At 52.3% G+C, this 17,770-nt stretch carries 20 protein-coding genes; 4 read left to right on the top strand and 16 right to left on the bottom strand.

Annotated features, from left to right (window positions below; all coding sequences use genetic code 11):
• Positions 1–13: 13 nt before the first annotated feature.
• On the bottom strand, positions 14–544 hold the full coding sequence (locus CPter91_RS16920; protein WP_061942235.1) for a DUF4124 domain-containing protein: 531 nt from the start codon (positions 542–544) through the stop codon (positions 14–16).
• A gap of 197 nt (positions 545–741) precedes the next feature.
• Here CPter91_RS16920 and guaB point away from each other — a divergent pair, with 197 nt between their 5' ends.
• The 3 genes from guaB (at position 742) to CPter91_RS16905 (ending at position 5,415) form a co-directional block, all read left to right on the top strand.
• Positions 742–2,202 (top strand): IMP dehydrogenase, encoded by a 1,461-nt coding sequence (gene guaB / locus CPter91_RS16915; protein WP_061942233.1) that lies wholly within the window; start codon positions 742–744, stop codon positions 2,200–2,202.
• Between the two features lie 117 nt (positions 2,203–2,319).
• On the top strand, positions 2,320–3,900 hold the full coding sequence (gene guaA / locus CPter91_RS16910; protein WP_061942231.1) for a glutamine-hydrolyzing GMP synthase: 1,581 nt from the start codon (positions 2,320–2,322) through the stop codon (positions 3,898–3,900).
• 306 nt (positions 3,901–4,206) lie between these two features.
• Positions 4,207–5,415, top strand: coding sequence for a tyrosine-type recombinase/integrase (locus CPter91_RS16905; RefSeq protein WP_061942229.1), 1,209 nt, complete (start codon positions 4,207–4,209; stop codon positions 5,413–5,415).
• Here CPter91_RS16905 and CPter91_RS25875 read toward each other — a convergent pair.
• The 6 genes from CPter91_RS25875 to CPter91_RS16880 all read right to left on the bottom strand — a co-directional run bounded on the left by CPter91_RS25875 (position 5,390) and on the right by CPter91_RS16880 (position 8,680).
• Positions 5,390–5,638, bottom strand: coding sequence for a helix-turn-helix transcriptional regulator (locus CPter91_RS25875; RefSeq protein ID WP_082792945.1), 249 nt, complete (start codon positions 5,636–5,638; stop codon positions 5,390–5,392). The genes CPter91_RS16905 and CPter91_RS25875 overlap by 26 nt on opposite strands.
• Positions 5,639–6,589: 951 nt before the next feature.
• Positions 6,590–6,883, bottom strand: coding sequence for a hypothetical protein (locus CPter91_RS16895; RefSeq protein ID WP_061942227.1), 294 nt, complete (start codon positions 6,881–6,883; stop codon positions 6,590–6,592).
• Positions 6,876–7,052, bottom strand: a complete 177-nt coding sequence (locus tag CPter91_RS27005) for a hypothetical protein (RefSeq protein WP_167595186.1) — start codon at positions 7,050–7,052, stop codon at positions 6,876–6,878. The genes CPter91_RS16895 and CPter91_RS27005 overlap by 8 nt, the downstream gene beginning before the upstream one ends.
• An 8-nt stretch (positions 7,053–7,060) precedes the next feature.
• Positions 7,061–7,903: a replication endonuclease gene (locus CPter91_RS16885; RefSeq protein ID WP_061942223.1), complete on the bottom strand. Its 843-nt coding sequence runs from the start codon at positions 7,901–7,903 to the stop codon at positions 7,061–7,063.
• Between the two features lie 168 nt (positions 7,904–8,071).
• Complete coding sequence (locus CPter91_RS26610) at positions 8,072–8,290, bottom strand: hypothetical protein (RefSeq protein ID WP_150119737.1); 219 nt, start codon at positions 8,288–8,290, stop codon at positions 8,072–8,074.
• Positions 8,291–8,428: 138 nt separating this feature from the next.
• Positions 8,429–8,680 (bottom strand): Ogr/Delta-like zinc finger protein, encoded by a 252-nt coding sequence (locus CPter91_RS16880; protein WP_061942221.1) that lies wholly within the window; start codon positions 8,678–8,680, stop codon positions 8,429–8,431.
• A 360-nt stretch (positions 8,681–9,040) separates the two neighbouring features.
• On the opposite strand from CPter91_RS16880, the gene CPter91_RS16870 reads away from it, so the two are divergent.
• Positions 9,041–9,628, top strand: a complete 588-nt coding sequence (locus CPter91_RS16870; RefSeq protein WP_061942218.1) for a helix-turn-helix domain-containing protein — start codon at positions 9,041–9,043, stop codon at positions 9,626–9,628.
• Between the two features lie 936 nt (positions 9,629–10,564).
• Here CPter91_RS16870 and CPter91_RS25870 read toward each other — a convergent pair.
• From CPter91_RS25870 to CPter91_RS16825, 9 genes are read right to left on the bottom strand one after another with little or no spacing between them, the layout of a single operon-like run.
• Complete coding sequence (locus CPter91_RS25870; protein ID WP_082792943.1) at positions 10,565–10,831, bottom strand: SDR family NAD(P)-dependent oxidoreductase; 267 nt, start codon at positions 10,829–10,831, stop codon at positions 10,565–10,567.
• Positions 10,832–10,865: 34 nt separating this feature from the next.
• The gene (locus CPter91_RS16860; RefSeq protein ID WP_061942215.1) at positions 10,866–11,288 is read right to left on the bottom strand and encodes a nuclear transport factor 2 family protein; all 423 of its coding nucleotides are present in this window, start codon (positions 11,286–11,288) and stop codon (positions 10,866–10,868) included.
• Positions 11,285–12,067 (bottom strand): SDR family NAD(P)-dependent oxidoreductase, encoded by a 783-nt coding sequence (locus tag CPter91_RS16855; RefSeq protein WP_236905843.1) that lies wholly within the window; start codon positions 12,065–12,067, stop codon positions 11,285–11,287. The genes CPter91_RS16860 and CPter91_RS16855 overlap by 4 nt, the downstream gene beginning before the upstream one ends.
• Positions 12,068–12,069: 2 nt before the next feature.
• Entirely contained in the window at positions 12,070–12,594 is a 525-nt protein-coding gene (locus CPter91_RS16850) for a DUF3833 domain-containing protein (RefSeq protein ID WP_061942213.1), read from the bottom strand.
• Complete coding sequence (locus tag CPter91_RS16845; protein ID WP_061942211.1) at positions 12,591–13,898, bottom strand: MFS transporter; 1,308 nt, start codon at positions 13,896–13,898, stop codon at positions 12,591–12,593. The genes CPter91_RS16850 and CPter91_RS16845 overlap by 4 nt, the downstream gene beginning before the upstream one ends.
• The gene (locus CPter91_RS16840; RefSeq protein WP_082792940.1) at positions 13,898–14,500 is read right to left on the bottom strand and encodes a chalcone isomerase family protein; all 603 of its coding nucleotides are present in this window, start codon (positions 14,498–14,500) and stop codon (positions 13,898–13,900) included. The genes CPter91_RS16845 and CPter91_RS16840 overlap by 1 nt, the downstream gene beginning before the upstream one ends.
• On the bottom strand, positions 14,469–15,680 hold the full coding sequence (locus tag CPter91_RS16835; RefSeq protein WP_061942209.1) for an SAM-dependent methyltransferase: 1,212 nt from the start codon (positions 15,678–15,680) through the stop codon (positions 14,469–14,471). The genes CPter91_RS16840 and CPter91_RS16835 overlap by 32 nt, the downstream gene beginning before the upstream one ends.
• Complete coding sequence (locus tag CPter91_RS16830) at positions 15,677–16,477, bottom strand: DUF1365 domain-containing protein (RefSeq protein WP_061942207.1); 801 nt, start codon at positions 16,475–16,477, stop codon at positions 15,677–15,679. The genes CPter91_RS16835 and CPter91_RS16830 overlap by 4 nt, the downstream gene beginning before the upstream one ends.
• 2 nt (positions 16,478–16,479) lie before the next feature.
• Positions 16,480–17,760 carry an NAD(P)/FAD-dependent oxidoreductase gene (locus tag CPter91_RS16825; RefSeq protein ID WP_061942205.1) on the bottom strand — a complete coding sequence of 427 codons (1,281 nt, stop codon included), beginning with the start codon at positions 17,758–17,760 and terminating at the stop codon, positions 16,480–16,482.
• Positions 17,761–17,770 lie beyond the last annotated feature (10 nt).

Below are 17,770 nucleotides of genomic sequence, written 5' to 3'. Positions count from 1 at the left end.
GCCGTCCTGCGCGTCATTGGCAGTCGTTCAGGACCGCCCGATTATCGGCGTTCTGCTTGGCACGCTGGTCATCGTTCATGTAGGAGCGCTGGCCGTTGGCGTCGGTCTGGGCAATCCGCGTGCCGGAATCCAGGGTGCGCTGGTTGGCGCGGGCGCGGGCGCAGTTTTCGGCCTTGTCCGAGGCCTGCTTGGCTTCCTGTGCGGTTTTCTTGTTCTTTTCCGCTAGCTCAGCCTTACGTTTTTGATAGGCAGCGTCTTGCTCGGCGACGGTCGGCGGCGCGGCCGGCGCAGCTTTCGCATCCGTGGCCGCGGCGTCGGCCTGGTCGTTGCCGGCTTCCTGGCTACCGGCGCCGCGCGCCAGGCTTTGACCCGGCGTCTTGAGAATCCGCTTGCTCGGCACCGAGGCCGGCGGCGGCATGTCTGAATACTGTTTCACTCCCTTTTCGTCCAGCCAGATGAATTGCGCCAGGGCGGAAGTCGCCAGGCCCAGCAAGACAACAGTCGCGGTGGCGGAGAAAACGTGTTTCAGACGAATTGCATTCATTGCTATTCCTTGAGGCAGTAAAACCGGATTGAAGGTTTATCGAATCGAAGCGCAGATTTCGCCATGATTCACCCGGCATGTCAATGAAACGATAGTGCTTTGTGGAAATATTCTATGCCGGGCGCGTAAAATCACGCAAGGTTAGGCGAGTTGCGCGGATTTCTGTATAATTCGCTTTTGCGCCTATAGGAAAAACTATGCGTCTACTTCAGAAAGCACTCACGTTCGATGATGTGCTGTTAGTTCCGGCTTATTCGGACGTCCTCCCCAAAGACACTACCCTCAAAACGCGTCTGTCCCGCAATATCGATATCAACATTCCGTTGCTGTCGGCTGCGATGGATACCGTGACTGAAGCGCGGCTGGCTATCGCCATGGCGCAAGAGGGCGGCATCGGCATTATCCACAAGAATTTGACTGCGCAGGAACAGGCGCGCGAAGTTTCCAAGGTCAAGCGTTTCGAATCCGGCGTGGTGCGCGATCCGATCACGATCCCGCCCAACATGCGCATCCGTGAAGTGATGGCCTTGTCAGAACTGCATGGCATCAGCGGTTTCCCGGTGGTCGAAGGCAATCGCCTGGTCGGCATCATTACCAACCGCGACCTGCGTTTTGAAGAAGAACTGGACGCCGAAGTCAGCGCCAAGATGACGCCGCGCGACAAGCTGGTCTACGTCAAGGACGGCGCCGATCTGTCGGAAGCCAAGCGCCTGATGAACAAGCATCGCCTGGAACGCGTGATGGTGGTCAACGACGCTTTCGAACTGCGCGGCCTGATCACGGTCAAGGATATCCAGAAATCGACCTCGCACCCGCTGGCCTCCAAGGACAGCCAGGGCAAGCTGCGCGTAGGCGCCGCGGTCGGCGTCGGCGCCGATAACGAAGAACGCATCGAGCTGCTGGTGAAAGCCGGCGTCGACGTCATCGTGGTCGACACCGCGCACGGCCATTCCAAGGGTGTGCTGGACCGCGTCAAATGGGTCAAGCAGAATTTCCCGCAGGTGGAAGTCATCGGCGGCAATATCGCTACCGCTGCTGCCGCCAAGGCGTTGGCAGACCACGGCGCCGACGGCGTCAAGGTCGGCATCGGTCCTGGTTCGATCTGCACCACGCGTATCGTCGCCGGTGTCGGCGTGCCGCAGATTTCCGCCATCTCCAATGTCGCGCAAGCGCTCAAGGGCACGGGCATTCCATGTATCGCCGACGGCGGTATCCGTTTCTCGGGCGACATCGCCAAGGCGCTGGCCGCAGGCGCCTCGACCGTGATGATGGGCAGCATGTTTGCCGGCACCGAAGAAGCGCCGGGCGAAGTGATCCTGTTCCAGGGCCGCAGCTACAAATCGTATCGCGGCATGGGCAGCTTGGGTGCGATGTCGGACGGTTCCGCTGACCGCTACTTCCAGGACTCGGCCAACAAGGCCGACAAGTTCGTGCCTGAAGGTATCGAAGGCCGGGTGCCGTACAAGGGCAGCGTCCTGACCATCCTGTACCAGCTGATCGGCGGCGTGCGTTCTTCCATGGGTTACTGCGGTTGCGCCACCATCGACGAGCTGCGCGAAAGAGCTGAATTCGTGGAAATCACCTCGGCCGGCATGCGCGAATCGCATGTCCATGACGTCCAGATTACCAAGGAAGCGCCTAACTATCGCACCGATTGATAGTTGGATTTGCACCTTGATCTAGTCCAGGAACGCGCCACCTGCAGGGATACTGCCGGTGGCGCGTGCACTTTAAAGATTCTTATTTTTTGCTAAATCAGCCACCAGGCATCCACCATGCACTCAAAAATCCTCATCCTCGATTTCGGCTCCCAGGTAACCCAACTGATCGCACGCCGCGTGCGCGATGCTGGCGTGTTCTCCGAAGTGTTCCCCTACGATGTGTCCGATGAATTCGTCCGCAACTATGGCGCATCCGGCATCATCCTCTCGGGCGGCCCGAACAGCGTTACCGACGGCGACACTCCGCGCGCGCCGCAAGCGGTGTTCGAGCTGGGCGTGCCGGTATTCGGCATCTGCTACGGCATGCAGACCATGGCCGAGCAGCTGGGCGGCAAGGTCGAGATGGGCAAGGTCCGCGAGTTCGGCTACGCTGAAGTGCGCGCCCGCGGCCACAGTGCGCTGCTGGATGGTATCAGCGACTTCGTCACGCCGGAATCGCACGCCATGCTGAAAGTCTGGATGAGCCATGGCGACAAGGTCGACCACATGCCGCCCGGCTTCAAGCTGATGGCATCCACTCCGAACTGCCCGATCGCCGGCATGGCCGACGATGAGCGCCATTTCTACGCGGTGCAGTTCCATCCGGAAGTCACTCACACGCTCAAGGGCGAAGCCATCCTGAGCCGCTTCGTGATCGACATCTGCGGTTGCAAGCCGGACTGGAACATGCCGGACTACATCGCTGAAGCCGTCGAATCGATCCGCCAGCAGGTCGGCAGCGACGAAGTCATCCTCGGCCTCTCCGGCGGCGTCGACAGCAGCGTCGCCGCTGCCCTGATCCATCGCGCCATCGGCGACCAGCTGACCTGCGTCTTCGTCGACCACGGCCTGTTGCGCCTGGACGAAGGCAAGATGGTGATGGAAATGTTCGCCCAGAACCTCGGCGTCAAAGTGATCCATGTCGATGCTTCCGCGCAGTTCATGGGCCACCTGGCCGGCGTCACCGATCCGGAAGCCAAGCGCAAGATCATCGGCCGCGAATTCGTCGAAGTATTCCAGGTCGAATCCGCCAAGCTGCAAAATGCCAAGTGGCTGGCGCAAGGCACTATTTATCCCGACGTGATCGAAAGCGCCGGCAAAGGCAAGAACGCCGCCCACACCATCAAGAGCCACCACAATGTCGGCGGCCTGCCGGAAACCCTCAACCTGAAGTTGCTGGAACCGCTGCGCGAACTGTTCAAGGACGAAGTGCGCAAGCTCGGCGTCGCCCTCGGCCTGCCGCACGCGATGGTCTACCGCCATCCATTCCCAGGTCCGGGCCTGGGTGTGCGCATCCTCGGCGAAGTCAAAAAGGAATTCGCCGACCTGCTGCGCCGCGCCGACGCCATCTTCATCGAAGAGCTGCGCAACACCAAGGACGACAACGACGAATCCTGGTACGACAAGACCAGCCAGGCGTTTGCGGTTTTCCTGCCGGTCAAGTCAGTCGGCGTGATGGGCGATGGCCGTACCTATGAATACGTAGTGGCCCTGCGCGCGGTGCAGACGCAAGACTTCATGACTGCGCACTGGGCGCATCTGCCGCATGAATTGCTGGGGCGGGTGTCGAACCGCATCATCAATGAAGTGCGTGGGATCAATCGCGTGGTTTACGATATCTCCGGCAAGCCGCCTGCGACTATCGAGTGGGAATGATTCGATGTCTAGCACTCGCTAGTACTCAGAAGTAAAAAATGCCTGAAAGCCCGCGTAAATGCGGGCTTTTTTGCTTTTTGGTTCAGCATTGACTGGCATGCGAACGTATACCCAAGTACCTATTTTCGATGGTATATCTAATGGTATTATCCAGGCCGATACCATGAGTCACCTCCGATACCATGTCACATAAATTTCTGTTCTCATGGTATTTGCTTTTGTTATCCCTTTGATTTTTAAGGGATTAACGTGAAAAAAAGGGGTGTTCTGAATCATGGTATTTCTAATCAAAAAAGGACGTGGGCCATGTTGACCGATACCAAGTTACGCAATCTGAAACCAGAGGAAAAACTCTTCAAAGTAAACGACCGTGACGGTCTATACGTGGCGGTCACCCCGTCGGGTTCGATCTCCTTTCGCTACAACTATTCAATTAACGGCAGGCAGGAAACACTGACTTTCGGACGTTACGGCATCGGTGGCATAACGCTTGCGGAGGCGCGAGAGCGATTGGGCGAGGCGAAAAAATTGGTCGCCGCCGGCAAGTCTCCAGCCAAGGAAAAAGCGCGAGATAAAGCACGAGTGAAAGATGCTGAGACTTTCGGCGCTTGGGCGGACAAATGGCTACGCGGTTATCAGATGGCGGACTCGACTCGGGATATGAGGACGTCGGTTTATGCGCGAGAGCTCAAGCCCAAGTTTGAAAATCAAAAATTAATTGAAATGACTCACGAGGATTTACGCGCATTGACTGATGCAATCGTGGAGCGGGGAGCACCGGCAACCGCTGTACACGTGCGGGAAATTGTTTCCCAAGTCTATCGCTGGGCGATAGAGCGCGGACAAAAGGTGGTTAATCCCGCCGATTTGGTACGGCCAACGACCATCGCGACGTTTGAACCTCGTGATCGTGCGCTGACACCGGAAGAAATTGGCGTGGCGTATCAGTATATCGAGCGGATCGGCACCACGCCCTCCATACGGGCGGCGGCCAAACTTCTGCTGTTAACAATGGTGCGGAAGAGTGAACTTACGAATGCGACGTGGGATGAAATCAATTTCAGCCAAGCGCTGTGGACAATTCCGAAGGAACGAATGAAGCGCCGTAATGCGCACCTGGTGTTTCTCTCGCGCCAGGCGCTAGATATCTTCATTGCGCTTAAGACATTTGCCGGTGGGTCAGCATACATTCTGCCTTCGCGCTACGATTCAGATCTGCCGATGAGTAGCGCAACATTGAACCAGGTACTTACTCTGACTTATCGACTTGCACAGAAAGAGGGGCAGGTACTATCGAAGTTCGGGCCGCATGATTTGCGACGCACTGCCAGTACTTTGTTGCATGAGGCAGGGTATAACACCGATTGGATCGAGAAATGCCTTGCGCATGAGCAGAAGGGCGTTAGAGCGGTCTACAACAAGGCCGAGTACAGGGAGCAGCGCACGGCCATGTTGCAGGATTGGGCGGATATGATTGACGAGTGGACGATCAGGCGTAAGAAACTTGCAGCGTAGATCCAGGACGGGCGGCCTGGTCGCCAGACGATTTTCGGATGTCGATCCATTCTTCGATTTCCGATAAGTCCCATGCCACGTTTCTACTTGTAAGTGCTATTCGTTTTGGGAAGTCGCCCCGCTTTTCCATATTGTAGATAACCCGATCTGAAAGTGGAATCATGGCCAGCAATGTTTTTCGATTGATCAGCATTTTGCCTTTGGTCCTTAAAGTGGTATTCATTTGGTGATTTCTGAGTTGGTTATTTTTTAGCTATTACATAACGGCTTCGATAAACGCTTTGGCGGCTTCCGCGTTGATCGCGTTACCGTAACCGCGCAGTCGTCCCACTCGGGCGGCAACCCCATCAGCCAGCGGGAATGTGCCGGGTTCAACCGGCCGGAATTTTTCGTCCCGGCATCCGAGCCAGTCAGCAGCTCTCCAGTAGCCGTTAGTCGGACCGGGGAACTCAGCATCGTCGGCAGATCGCGCAACATAAATCCTCCCGCCCCCCCTTGCTGCCTTCGCCTCTAGACTCTCGGCACCTGTCGAGTCGCTCGTTGTTGGCGTCGGCCATCCAGCTAGGGATGCTATGCCGTTCAACGTCACTTGCGATTTCGTACCGTCCGGCTTGCGTCCTGTCGCTGAGCAATGCGCCATCGTTTGGCCGCCATCCCCGTTTGCTCTTGACGGTGTTGGCCACCCAGTACAACCTGTCTCGGATGTGCGGCGCACCGACGCCCGCAGACGGAAACGGGACCGCCCCGAAGGCGTAACCCAAGGCTTCCAAGTCATCGTGTACAAGGTCGATCCAAGGATCTGCGTCTTTGCTCGCAACTTGTTCTCCAATGATCGTTGTAGGCTTGCACTGGCGGACGAGGTGATGCTAGGCTGGCCATAGATGCCGCTCGTCATCAAATCCAGTTCCTTGGCCTGCCGCGCTGAAAGGTTGGCACGGACAGGAACCGGTCCAAATAGGTCGGTTGTCAGGCCATCCGGTGCTGCGAAGGGCATATGACCATACGCCGACCCCGGCGAAAAAATGGCACTGTGTGTATCCGCGAATATCATCTGGTCGTACATCTCTTATATCCCTTTGATCTACATCGCCGGCCGCAATGTGACCGGCGGCTATCAGGTTGCGCAGCCATTGGGCTGTGCCTTCATCAATCTCGTTGTAGTACGCAGCCATCTTCAGATTGCATCGGCGACTAACGGGGTATTGAGATAGGCGGCGTAGGTTGCCCAATCCATCCCGATGTAGCAGGTCGAAGGTGGTCCGACCTTGTCAGAAGTCATAATGACCGAGACCGGCACTGCACGGAAACAGCCTGGTAAGCTGTGTTCCAGCTCAACCCAGGCGTGCAGTTCGCCATTGCCCAGGTCGCGCCGCAGGTCGTTGACGTAACCGGCCTGGATGCCTTCGTCGGTGTCGAACGTCACGCGGTCGCGCACTTTGACGCTGATAGGGCGATCTGCCTTATTCATGGAAAGCCCCCAGGAGCACGCCGACTACCAGGCAGATGACAATGATTAAGGCCACGAAGGCCGATAGTGCGCCGTAGTAGCGAATCTGAAAGCATTTGAACGCTGGCTGGATGGTTTCGGCGATGCCAAGCATGGCGAACGCCATGAGCGAATTTAGGCATGCGTGCATGAGTATTTTCATAGGTCGCTTTCAGTAATAAAAATTCGTGGGTAAGGGCAGGCACTGAGGGCGGCCCAGGTCGTGACAAGGCGTTTGCGTGCCGCCATATCGTTTTTTTCATACGCGGCCACTGCCAAGCTGATTTCACCGCTCTTGCTCAGTACAGCGTGATACTTGCTTGGCGCTGTGATCGTGGCAAACAGCCCGACATGGCCTAAATCGAAAGCGATTTCCTCGAAACCGCGAATTCGCGTCATCAGTTCGCCTCGCCGGATCGACTTGTTAGCAGTCCCTAATGCCGCCAGTGCCTCCAGGCTATAGACCTGGCCGTTTTCGTTTTGCAGCTCGATAGAGGCCAGCAGCTTGGCATTCTGCTTATTGCGCCGCCGCTGGCGATAGGCCGTTTCATTGCTCACATAGGACCCCGCCTTGTAATTGGTGAAGCCGAGACGGATTGCCACGTGTTCGCTGCGGCGGGCATGAGCCTTACGAATGCCACGATGCCACCAAGCCTTGTCCACCGCACGGCGAATAATTTCACTTTCTGTTTCGCCTGCAGGTGCGGGTACGTCATGGCGGTCACAGAGATCGTGAATTGCCGACACAATGGCATCCAGGGATTGCAGATCGGCGCAGTACTGATAGCATCGACGAGCTGCAGTGTCAGCGGCTCGATACAGCGCTGCATCGGGGGCGTCGGGCGCCGGCAAGTAATGATCGGCAGACCAGATTTCGTCGATAACGTCGATCTTGTGCTCATGCTTCGTCATGCCGTCGCGCTCGAACATCTCACGCAGAGCGCGACCTATGCGCCTTGGTAGTCCGGTGATGGCCTCGGAGGAATAGAACCGATAGCTCATGCCGCTATACCGTCCGATTGCAGATATGCTGGTGCAACGTGTCGGTTAGCGCGTTTGAATTGTCCGCTCATTCTCAGCCCTTGATAACGCCGGCGACTTGTAGCAATGGGCCTGCCATCATCAGACAGCAACCGAACGCGATGACGCAAAGATCGAGAAAGAGTTTTTTCATGCGGTCACCTCTTGATTGGTGACCAGTTCGCCAATGGCCAACGCATTCAAACCTGCATTGAGATGGAGACGTATTTCATGCTGACTGCCGTCACCAAAATGAAAGACAACCGTTTGAGTTGAATACATCCCATGGTCAGGATCCGGGTGTAGACGCACCGCCACTGGCTTGACTGTGATTTTTTTGAGATCGGTGAAAGTCGATTGCGTAGGCATGGTTTGCTTTCTTAAGGGTGAGCGAGTCCCGCACGCGTTGTTTCAGGCGTTGCAGATTGATGTCGAATTGGGGTAAAGCTGGCTAAGGAGGCGTTATGGTGGCGCCAGGATGTCGCAGGTATTAGTCATGGACATTCGTCACCCCTCCCGTCCGGATGCATGGGCGCCGGTGCTCCTGGCATGCTTGGACAATTGGATGTGGACGCTAGGGTCGGGTATGGCTGATGGTGATAAGGTGCGCAGTACTTCCAGACCGGCGACAAAGATATGACCGCACTCCGGGTTCTTGCACATGTAGGTAATCTCCATCATCATGTCCGACATTGTGTGGCTGTTTGCGGCACGTACGCGATGGTGGCAATGCGGGCAGGGAATACTGATAACTCTCACGCCATCGTCCTTTTTATCTGGTGTAGGGTGTGACCTCTGGTGTCGATGTGCTTCAACTCTGTTCGAAATTTCTGAGTGACGAGATGCATGGGCGGTGCCGGAAGCGATCAATTGGTGACTTGCTCATGTTCATACACCTGCAAACCGCGCAGAAAGATGATGCGGATAAACGACGCACGTGACCGGATTTCCGCTTCCGCAAACTGATCTGTTTTAGTAACCTCGTCAGGCAGAAGGCGGATAACGATCTGCTTCGATAGGCAGTTTTTGGGTGCTCGTCGCGCTTTTGGCTTTCGGTCCATAGAGTATTATTTACAATCGTTGCTGGAATAACCTCAAATATAGTATTCAATAAGATTCATGTCAAACGAAAATATAAGTGATTTAGATACTTTTGGTTCTCGCTTGCGTAAAGAACGCGTGCGCTTGGGCTTCAATCAGACCGATTTCGCCGAGATTGGCGGTGTTCAAAAAGACGGTCAGGTGAAATATGAGGCGGACAAGAGGGAGCCTGGAACGGCCTATATGACTGCAATTGCGGCTGCGGGAGTCGATGTCTTGTATGTTCTGACGGGCGTGATTTCCGATCCGGCGAGCGAGGACGAAGTGGAGCTTCTGTCAGGCTATCGCGAGTTGGATGAGCGCAGCAAAACAAGCGTTCTTGGAATGATCGACAGCTTGAGGCCCCGGAGGCATGTATTCAGCGTTAATTTGAGTGACGAAGATCTTGAGTTTTATACCAAGCGAGCTGAAAAGGAAGGTGTTTCTGTTGAGGTCATGGTAAGAAAGATGATCATGGCAAATGCGGAGAAAATCTTGGGACTTCCGCCTCGTTCAAGTAGTCGTAAGAAAATTGATATCGCTGCTGATAGCGAGATGGGGAAGAGTGTGCGCACAAAAATGGCCGCTCTAGCTGAAGTGCGAAAGAAAAAAGATTCGGGGAGATGACCTGACGTGGTCTCGATCTGGCGAGCATGCATCCGGTGTTGGCGCGCGTTCACGTAAGCCGAGCTATTCAATTTGGAGTGATATCGAAACGCTCGGCATCATTTCATTGGTATAAATCGCGATTTGATCTGGCGCGAATTTGTTGATTTGCACACAAAACCGCCCCACGTTTAAGACACAATCCTACTCACGACATTGAGTAGGGGATTTGATTGATCGACGTGGCATTATTAGGCATTATCCGACGCGGGCACATTCGCGACTAGGCCCATCTAAGAAAGATCACTAGGCGCTTTGGCATCTCCAGAAACACCGTCCGGTGCTTTCTACGTACGGAAATTAGAGAGCCGTCCTACGCGGAACGGCGTTCGCCCCGTGCAATCGACAAATATGCGTTCCAGCTATCGGCGTTGCTAACGACCGGGGCGGCCAAATAGCGCAAGCAACGGCGCACATTGAAGCAGATCCATGAAGATCTGAAGAAATTGGATTTTGAGGGCTCTTATAATAGGGCCGCAGCATTTGCGAGGATATGGCGGGCGGGTCAAACTGACCGGGTCAATTCAGCAAATAAACGAACATCCAACGCTTCAATTTCCTGCATAGGATTCATGTTTCACCTGTACGTCGCACCCACCGTGCTCAAAACGGACAACATAGTTTGTCGAGCCCTTTATGGGCACTGCTTTGCTAGGATACGTGCCCAGCGCGATATCGCTGCGGCACGGCGTTTCTTTGAAAAAAAAACGATCAAAACGGCACCCTCGAGATAGGAAGCATCTCAGTAAATCAACATCTAACTCATCTGACAGTAGTTATGATCTCATCGCAAAACCAACCGCCAGCTTGCAGGGCGTGAGCGATCGCTGCGCTAAGCTGCACACGGCTTTGACGGAGGATTTCTTGTCGCTTAGCTGTCCAGCGCCACCCAAGAATTCACGCTCCCGCGAGATTTATAATGATGTCAAGGCCGTAGTTGCGAGGGAGCTCATGCATATTGCCGATACATTGGACTTTGCTATCGAAGAGACGAGCAGCACGGGCAGGTTTGCGGCTAAGAATTACGACTTTGTGACCATTTGAAATTAAGGTGCGAACCAAGCGTTGACCGATCATGCCCGTTGCTCCCGTAACAAGTACTCGTTGAGTACTATTGCGGAAATGAATACGCGCAAAACTCTCTTCAACGCCTAAGTTATTCATACATCCCACCTTTTTGTATCACATATGTATGCTGCTATTTGGTTGCTGAAAATTGTTTGCGTAGCCAACGCATTGGAGCACCGATTAGAGGCAATTTCTGTAGTAGCTCTTCGCTGCTATCCCAATAATCCCTATGCATCTTCACTAGTCCATCATCTCCAAACAATAAATGAGATACGCCGCAAATGACATACGGTTTATTTGTTAAAGAAAAATGAAATTTCCATGTGATAAAAGCCTGTTTTTCGTCAGAAACAGTCTGGTCGATGACGAAATGCGGCTGCTTGGTGGCCGCAAACATATGGTCAAATATTGCTTCAATTGCAGCAGTGCCACGAACATCATTGAACGGATCCTTAAATTGCGCGTCTGCCTGATAGAACTGGCTTATCTGGCTGACGCTTGTGCTTGTCAGCTCTCTGTACCAAGACAATAACGCGGTGAGACGATGGGTCATGATATTTTCAAAAATCTTGTGAAGAGTGCAAATCGTAAGCGATACGGGAGCAATTGCAACAACTTCATCACTTGTGTAACCCGTCGTGGGAAATGGATTTCAAAGCGTCCCGCACTTATCCCAGCCCAGATTACATGAGCTGCCTGTTCTGGTGTTTGCAGGCCTGGCATGGGGAAAGTGTTTTTGTCAGTCAATTCGCTTTTGACAAATCCAGGATTGATGAGGTAAACATTTAAGCCTTTGGGATGTAAATCGCTATACAAAATTTCTGACAGATTTATTAATGCAGCTTTGCTGGGCCCATATACGCTGGCGTTCGGCAAGCCCATATAACCTGCGATGCTGGCGATCAGTGCGATTCCACCATGGCCACGGCTCAGCATATCAGGCAAGATGGTTGCCAGTCCGGTATAGATACTACCCAGATTAATACGCAAGGTTGATTCGGCGACGACAGGATCGACTTCCCAGCTACGTTCAGGGCGATAATTGGCTGCGCAAAAAACGATTAAGTCTATGGTGCCGATTTGATCGAGTATGTGTCGATATGCCACACTCCATGCATCAACATCAAGTACATCGAGGGGCACTACATGGGCGGAAGGATGGGCGGCAGCGACCTGGTGCAAGCGCTCAACCCGGCGCGCCGAAATAATGACATCCGCGCCAGCTGACAAAGCATACCTCGCTAAAGCTGCGCCGATGCCGCTGGACGCTCCAATGAACCAGATGCGTTGTTGTCGCCAGTCGCGAATCGGTATATTCATCGCGGAAAACATGATTAAATCCTTTTCTTGAAAAACAGAGTCACTTGCCCTATTTCTATCCCGAATTTGGACATGCTGGCACGGTTAAGCATGGTTTGTTCATCGATTAAAAACATCCAATCATCAAATTGCACTTCATAAGTGTGGTCATCGACCGGTAACCGTAACGTGTAATTCCAGTGCAGAGTATTACCGGCAATTGTCCCGATCGCTTCGCCTTTGACATCATCGGCTTTGCCACTCCAGCGACCGTCAGGTTGCTGAGCCAAAGTCCATATCCGCTGTTGCGTTGTGCCATCATCGTAGGTAAAACGCTCATCGAGTATCAGTGCATCATGATTCTGTGAGCCTGTAATCACAACGTGAAAACGTTTAACCACTTCTCCGCTACGCTTTTGAAACATGCCCCATGCATCCGTTGTTCCGATAAAATAATGGGGCAAATCTAGTTTTGGTCTGAGCGCCTGATATTGCTGTACGTTGACTCTGGCACAGGCATTTAACAGAATGCAAAGTACCAAGAGATAGATTTTTTTCATGATGCTGCTTTACGATAGGATGAGTAAGAGCGGACCAGCAATATCAGAGCCATACCTTTACAGACGCATGGCACGATTGCATAAGCCAGGGTCAGGGCGGCGCTACCCGCCAATCCTGGTTGATAACCAAAATACGCCAGTATCGGTAAGCCAAGGCCCGATAAGGCCAGCGCGAGTTTTCCCAGCAAAGTCCAAACGCCGTAATAAGAGGCGGCGGTTTCATTTAGACCAATGACTTGCGCCAGCAGTACCGGCGGTAAAGCCAGATCTGCGCCGAGGGCAAGCCCTGCGACGATACAGACAATCATATATTTGTTACTATCACCGGCACCCAACCAGGCGGTACTTGAAAATGCCAGGATGGCCAGCACCATGCCTATACCCCAGCTGGGTGCGACACCAATTTTTTTGGCTAATCCTACCCAGACCGGCAAGCCGATAGTTGCAGCGATGAAGTAACTTGCTAAAAATAACGCGGTCTTGCTCGCGGCTTGGAGTCTGTCGTGAATAAAAAAAATCACTAAAGTTGCTGGAATGGCGACAGAGACTGCATTAAAAAAATAAGGCAACAATAATTTCCGGAACGCCTGATTTGCTTTGATTGCTGACCAGTTATGGCGGAGTTTTGAATGTGAACCGCTGCTGCTTTGCCACTTCGGCGACAGACGCAGCAAAGTGAACATGGCAATCATCAGCAATACTGAAAAGCTCAGACTATACCAACCCATGGCCCATGCAATCTGAGGACGTGGTTTGAGCATGATGATGCTGGGAGCGATGCTGGCGATAATGACACCGACCAGACCGGCACCCTCACGCCAAGCGGCAGCGCCGAGTAGCACGCCACTTTTATGTGGTTCCGAATGCTGCAATTTTGCACCCCATGATAGGTAAGCAATATTGAGCATGCTATGAGCGGTATAAGTCAGTATCAGCATCACTGCCAGCCATAGTGCCAGATAGGTTGTCGCAACCGGCGGTAACCACAATCCTGCAAAGGCCACAGCAAGCCCGAGTGCGGCGATCATCAGCCAATTTTGCAGACCATGCGAGGAACTATGTAGTCTGTCGATCCAATAGCCTAGTAAAGGATCTTGAAAAGTATCGAACAGGCGCGCTAAAAATAAGACCCATCCAGTACTTGCTAACGTCAGACCAAGTTGCGTGGTGTAGTATGCCGGGACTTGTACATACACCGGTAGCGCTGACATTGCCAGTGGCATGCCAAGCAAGCCATAGGCAGCATAGTCACTGATTTGATGCCATATCTTCGGAGCTTGATGAGTATGAGTCCGGCTATTCATTAGGGGCGCCCCAATAGCTGCGTCCGCAATTCGCTGTCTTTGCTGCGTTTATCCAGCCATATCCCAAAAAAGGCCTGTGCTAGCTCTTGGTCTGGAATTTCAGCGAGCAAACTTTTTTGATTGTAGAAATAGCAGCCACGACCGGGCAAAAACACCCCGATTAACTTATCGCCGTTCGATACGTCCGTAAATGCATCCGATAACTCGGTTTCCCAGTGTTGTAATTTATCACTAGGATAACGACCGTTAGACAATCGTTTGATTTCATCCATACTAGTTTTGACTAACTGCTGACGACTAATTTTGCGGTGATAAGTCAGTTCTAAAGCAAACGCAGCATTGATATCAAATGGTTTCTGTGCGCTCCAGAGTTTAGCGCTATATATAGATAGACCAAACCATCGGAATTCTCCGCTTCCGATTAATTGTGCTTGTGGAAATTCTTTTTCCCAGCTCGCCGCATGGCTTGGTGTTACGAATAAAAGGGCCGTCAATATGCATAATGTCGATGACAAAATGCTTTTCAGGCACGCACTAAGCAAGTGTGGGTCAATCAGCGTCAGGAGATGCTTATCTCCGATGAAGTAAAAACTGAATAACATTGGTTCTTCCCTCATCGAAACCAGCCTCGCAATAGTTAAAATACATGCGCCAGATACGTGTAAACCGCTGATTAAATCCCTGTTGATTGATGACATCGCTTTGTTGTTCACAAGCCAGATGCCAACGGCGCAGCGTTTCAGCATAATCCTGACCAAATGCATATTGTTCCAGTGTGTGCAGGCCAGCATCGTAAGCGTGCTGACAAAAACGTTCCGGGCTGGGCAGCATGCCACCAGGGAAAATATATTCTTGAATAAAGTCGGTGCTGCTGCGATAGCGTTCGAAGTAACTCTCATCTATCGTGATCGACTGAATCAACGCTTTGCCATTTGGCTTTAGACGTGCCGTGACGGTTTTGAAGTATTCGTTCCAAAAACGTTCGCCGACCGCTTCAAACATTTCGATTGACACCACTGCATCGTATTGAGAATCTAGGTCACGATAATCGCACAGCTGCAAATTGACCAAATGTTGTAAGCCTTGGTGCGCGATTCTTTCCTGCGCAATGAGTAACTGTGAAGGGGAAATCGTAACTCCGGTAACACGGATGCCGGAACGTGCTGCATGCTCGGCGAAACCACCCCAGCCGCAGCCAATTTCCAATACATGGTCACCATCACACAAGCCTAATTTGTCGATAATGCGTTGATATTTTTTGATCTGTGCATCATGTAAAGACAGGCTGTAATCACCATCGAAAACAGCGCTGGAATAGGTCAGACTTGGATCTAACCAGAGCCGATAAAAATCGTTACCAATATCATAATGCGCATGAATGTTGCGGCGACTGCCGTTACGGGTATTAGGACGTAACAGGTGACGAATACGATACCAGAGGGTCGCCAGCTTACCGCCGAATACCATGCGATTCAGCGCGGACTCATTGCGAATTGCCAGGCGTAGGAGTGCTGTCAGATCAGGGGTATTAATCCAGTTGTCTGCATAACTTTCAGCAAATCCAATATCGCCGGCACGCATAATACGGGCACAGGCACGCCAGTCATTGATCTGTAAAGTGGCACTTGGAGCCTGATGCAAATCACCAAACATCAGAATGTTACCTTCCGGCGTAATTAACTGTAGATGGCCTGACTGCAGGTAAGTCAGTAAATTCAAAAACAGTTTTGCTGCAGAAGGTACAGTGCGCGGAACACCTGCGAAAATTTGAGTCTGGCTCATGATGAGCGCTCCTTTTTAATGCTAATACTAAGACTTGTATCCTGCAGCGGTGCTTGTGGCTTATGAAAAAATGACACGCGCTTAAGCCATAGTTTTAAAGCTTGCCAATGAATTCGACCGACTATACCCAGCGTCAGAAAAGGTTGTTTCAAAAGTGCCGTCAGCATGGTGCCTGATTGCAGAGGCTGAATATGTCCACCGATGCTAGTTTTGAGTAACAGGCCATCGTCATCGTGATAATCGATTCCGGTAAAAGTGGTATGGATGCCGTCACGGAAACGAAAATAGTAGCTGCCACGAAGGGGGCAAAATGGCGATACATGCAAACGTTTCTGACAACTCAATGTCGACTCACTCGTGATCACCTCTTCATGATCGGCTGTGAGCAGATAACGATGTGTTTCACCAAAAGTGTTGTTTACTTCGGCCAGTACAGCACGTAAATCCTTGTGCTGGTCATAGCAATACCAGAAGCTGACAGGGTTAAAAACGAAGCCGAAAATACGTGGAAAGGTCTGCAGCCAGATTTCACCGTCGGCGGTAATTTCATGCTCAGCTAGCAAATTGCGAATCCAGGTAATCAGAGCTGTGCCATCGCGCGCGCCATAATCGCGGGTACGTAGCGATACTGGTCGCTTGCAATCGACGCCAAACCAGATTGAACGATGCTGATTCAGTTGCGACAGGTTGAGGCGCAGATAAAAAACCGGATAGACAAATCGGTTATGTGCTGGGCGCAGTCGTTCATGCATCACCTGACCACGGATCAGTAAAGCATTGGAAGTGGAGCTTTGCATTGTTACACCTTGGCCCAGGGCGGGGCTGCGCCAAAATCCGCAACTACACGCAAGGCAGACTTGAGGCCGTCTTCATGAAAGCCGTATCCGGTCCATGCCCCGGCAAACCATGTGCGATTTTTCCCCTGTATGCTTGGCAGTTGCTGTTGTGCGGTGATTGCGGCATGGTCAAAGATCGGATGTTCATAATCAAATTGTGCAATCACTGTTTCTGGTGCAGGTGCTATGTAAGGATTCAGAGTGAGGATGACCGATGTACTGAAAGGTAGATTCTGCAATTGATTTAACCAGTAGCTGACACACACTGGTCTTTGCTGGTTGGGGCTGATGCCGCCGAGATAATTCCATGCCGACCAGACTTTACGCTGCTTTGGCATTTGTCTGATATCGGTATGTAATATCGCTTTATTCGCTTGATAATTGACTTGGGACAGCAGGGCGCGTTCATGTTCGCTGGCGTCTTGCAGTATTTGTAAAGTCTGTGGCGCATGTGTGGCAAAAATTACCGCATCAAATATTTCAGTGCCGGCATTGGTGGTAACGGTGGCATGTTGTGGAAGACGTTCTACTTTGTGAACTGGTGCATTGATGCGGCAGTCGCTTAATGTGGCTGCAATTTTACGAACATAGGCACGACCGCCGTTTTGTACGGTCTGCCATTGCGGTCTGTTATTGACCTGCAACAGCGCGTGGTTAATACAAAAACGCAAAAAGGTACTGGCCGGGAATTGCAGGATATCGTGTGGTGAGCTGGACCATATTGCCGCAGCCATCGGCAGTAAATATGCTTGACGAAACATCTTGCCATAGCTTCCAGCATCTAATAATTGTGCAAGTGTTATGTCACTGAGACAGGCTTGTTGCAGATTTTTTGTTGCGGCTGCGTTAAAACGCATAATGTCGCGCAGCATACCCAGAAACGAAGGCGATAGCATCCTCCTTCGCTGAGCAAACACAGTATCGAGATTAGTGCCGGCCCATTCCAGTCGGCCCTCATCTAGTGATACGCCAAATGACATATCACTGGCATAACTTGGAACACCGAGTTCTGCCAGCAAGGCAATCAGGTTAGGGTAAGTTTCCTGATTAAACACCAGAAAGCCGGTATCGACTGGGTGCGTTTGTCCGTCTAGTGTCACATCAACCGTATTAGTATGACCACCCAAGTAGGCGCCGGCTTCGAACAGGCAAACATCATGTTCGCGTGTTAGAAAATAAGCGCTGGCAAGCCCTGAAATTCCCGCACCGATAACTGCTATACGTTGTCTTTTTTCACTACGCATGGTGCTTGCC

Source organism: Collimonas pratensis (assembly GCF_001584185.1).
Classification (GTDB): Bacteria; Pseudomonadota; Gammaproteobacteria; order Burkholderiales; family Burkholderiaceae_D; genus Collimonas; species Collimonas pratensis.
The sequence above is the reverse complement of the archived record's forward strand: the minus strand, read 5'-3'. Positions and strand labels throughout refer to the sequence as shown.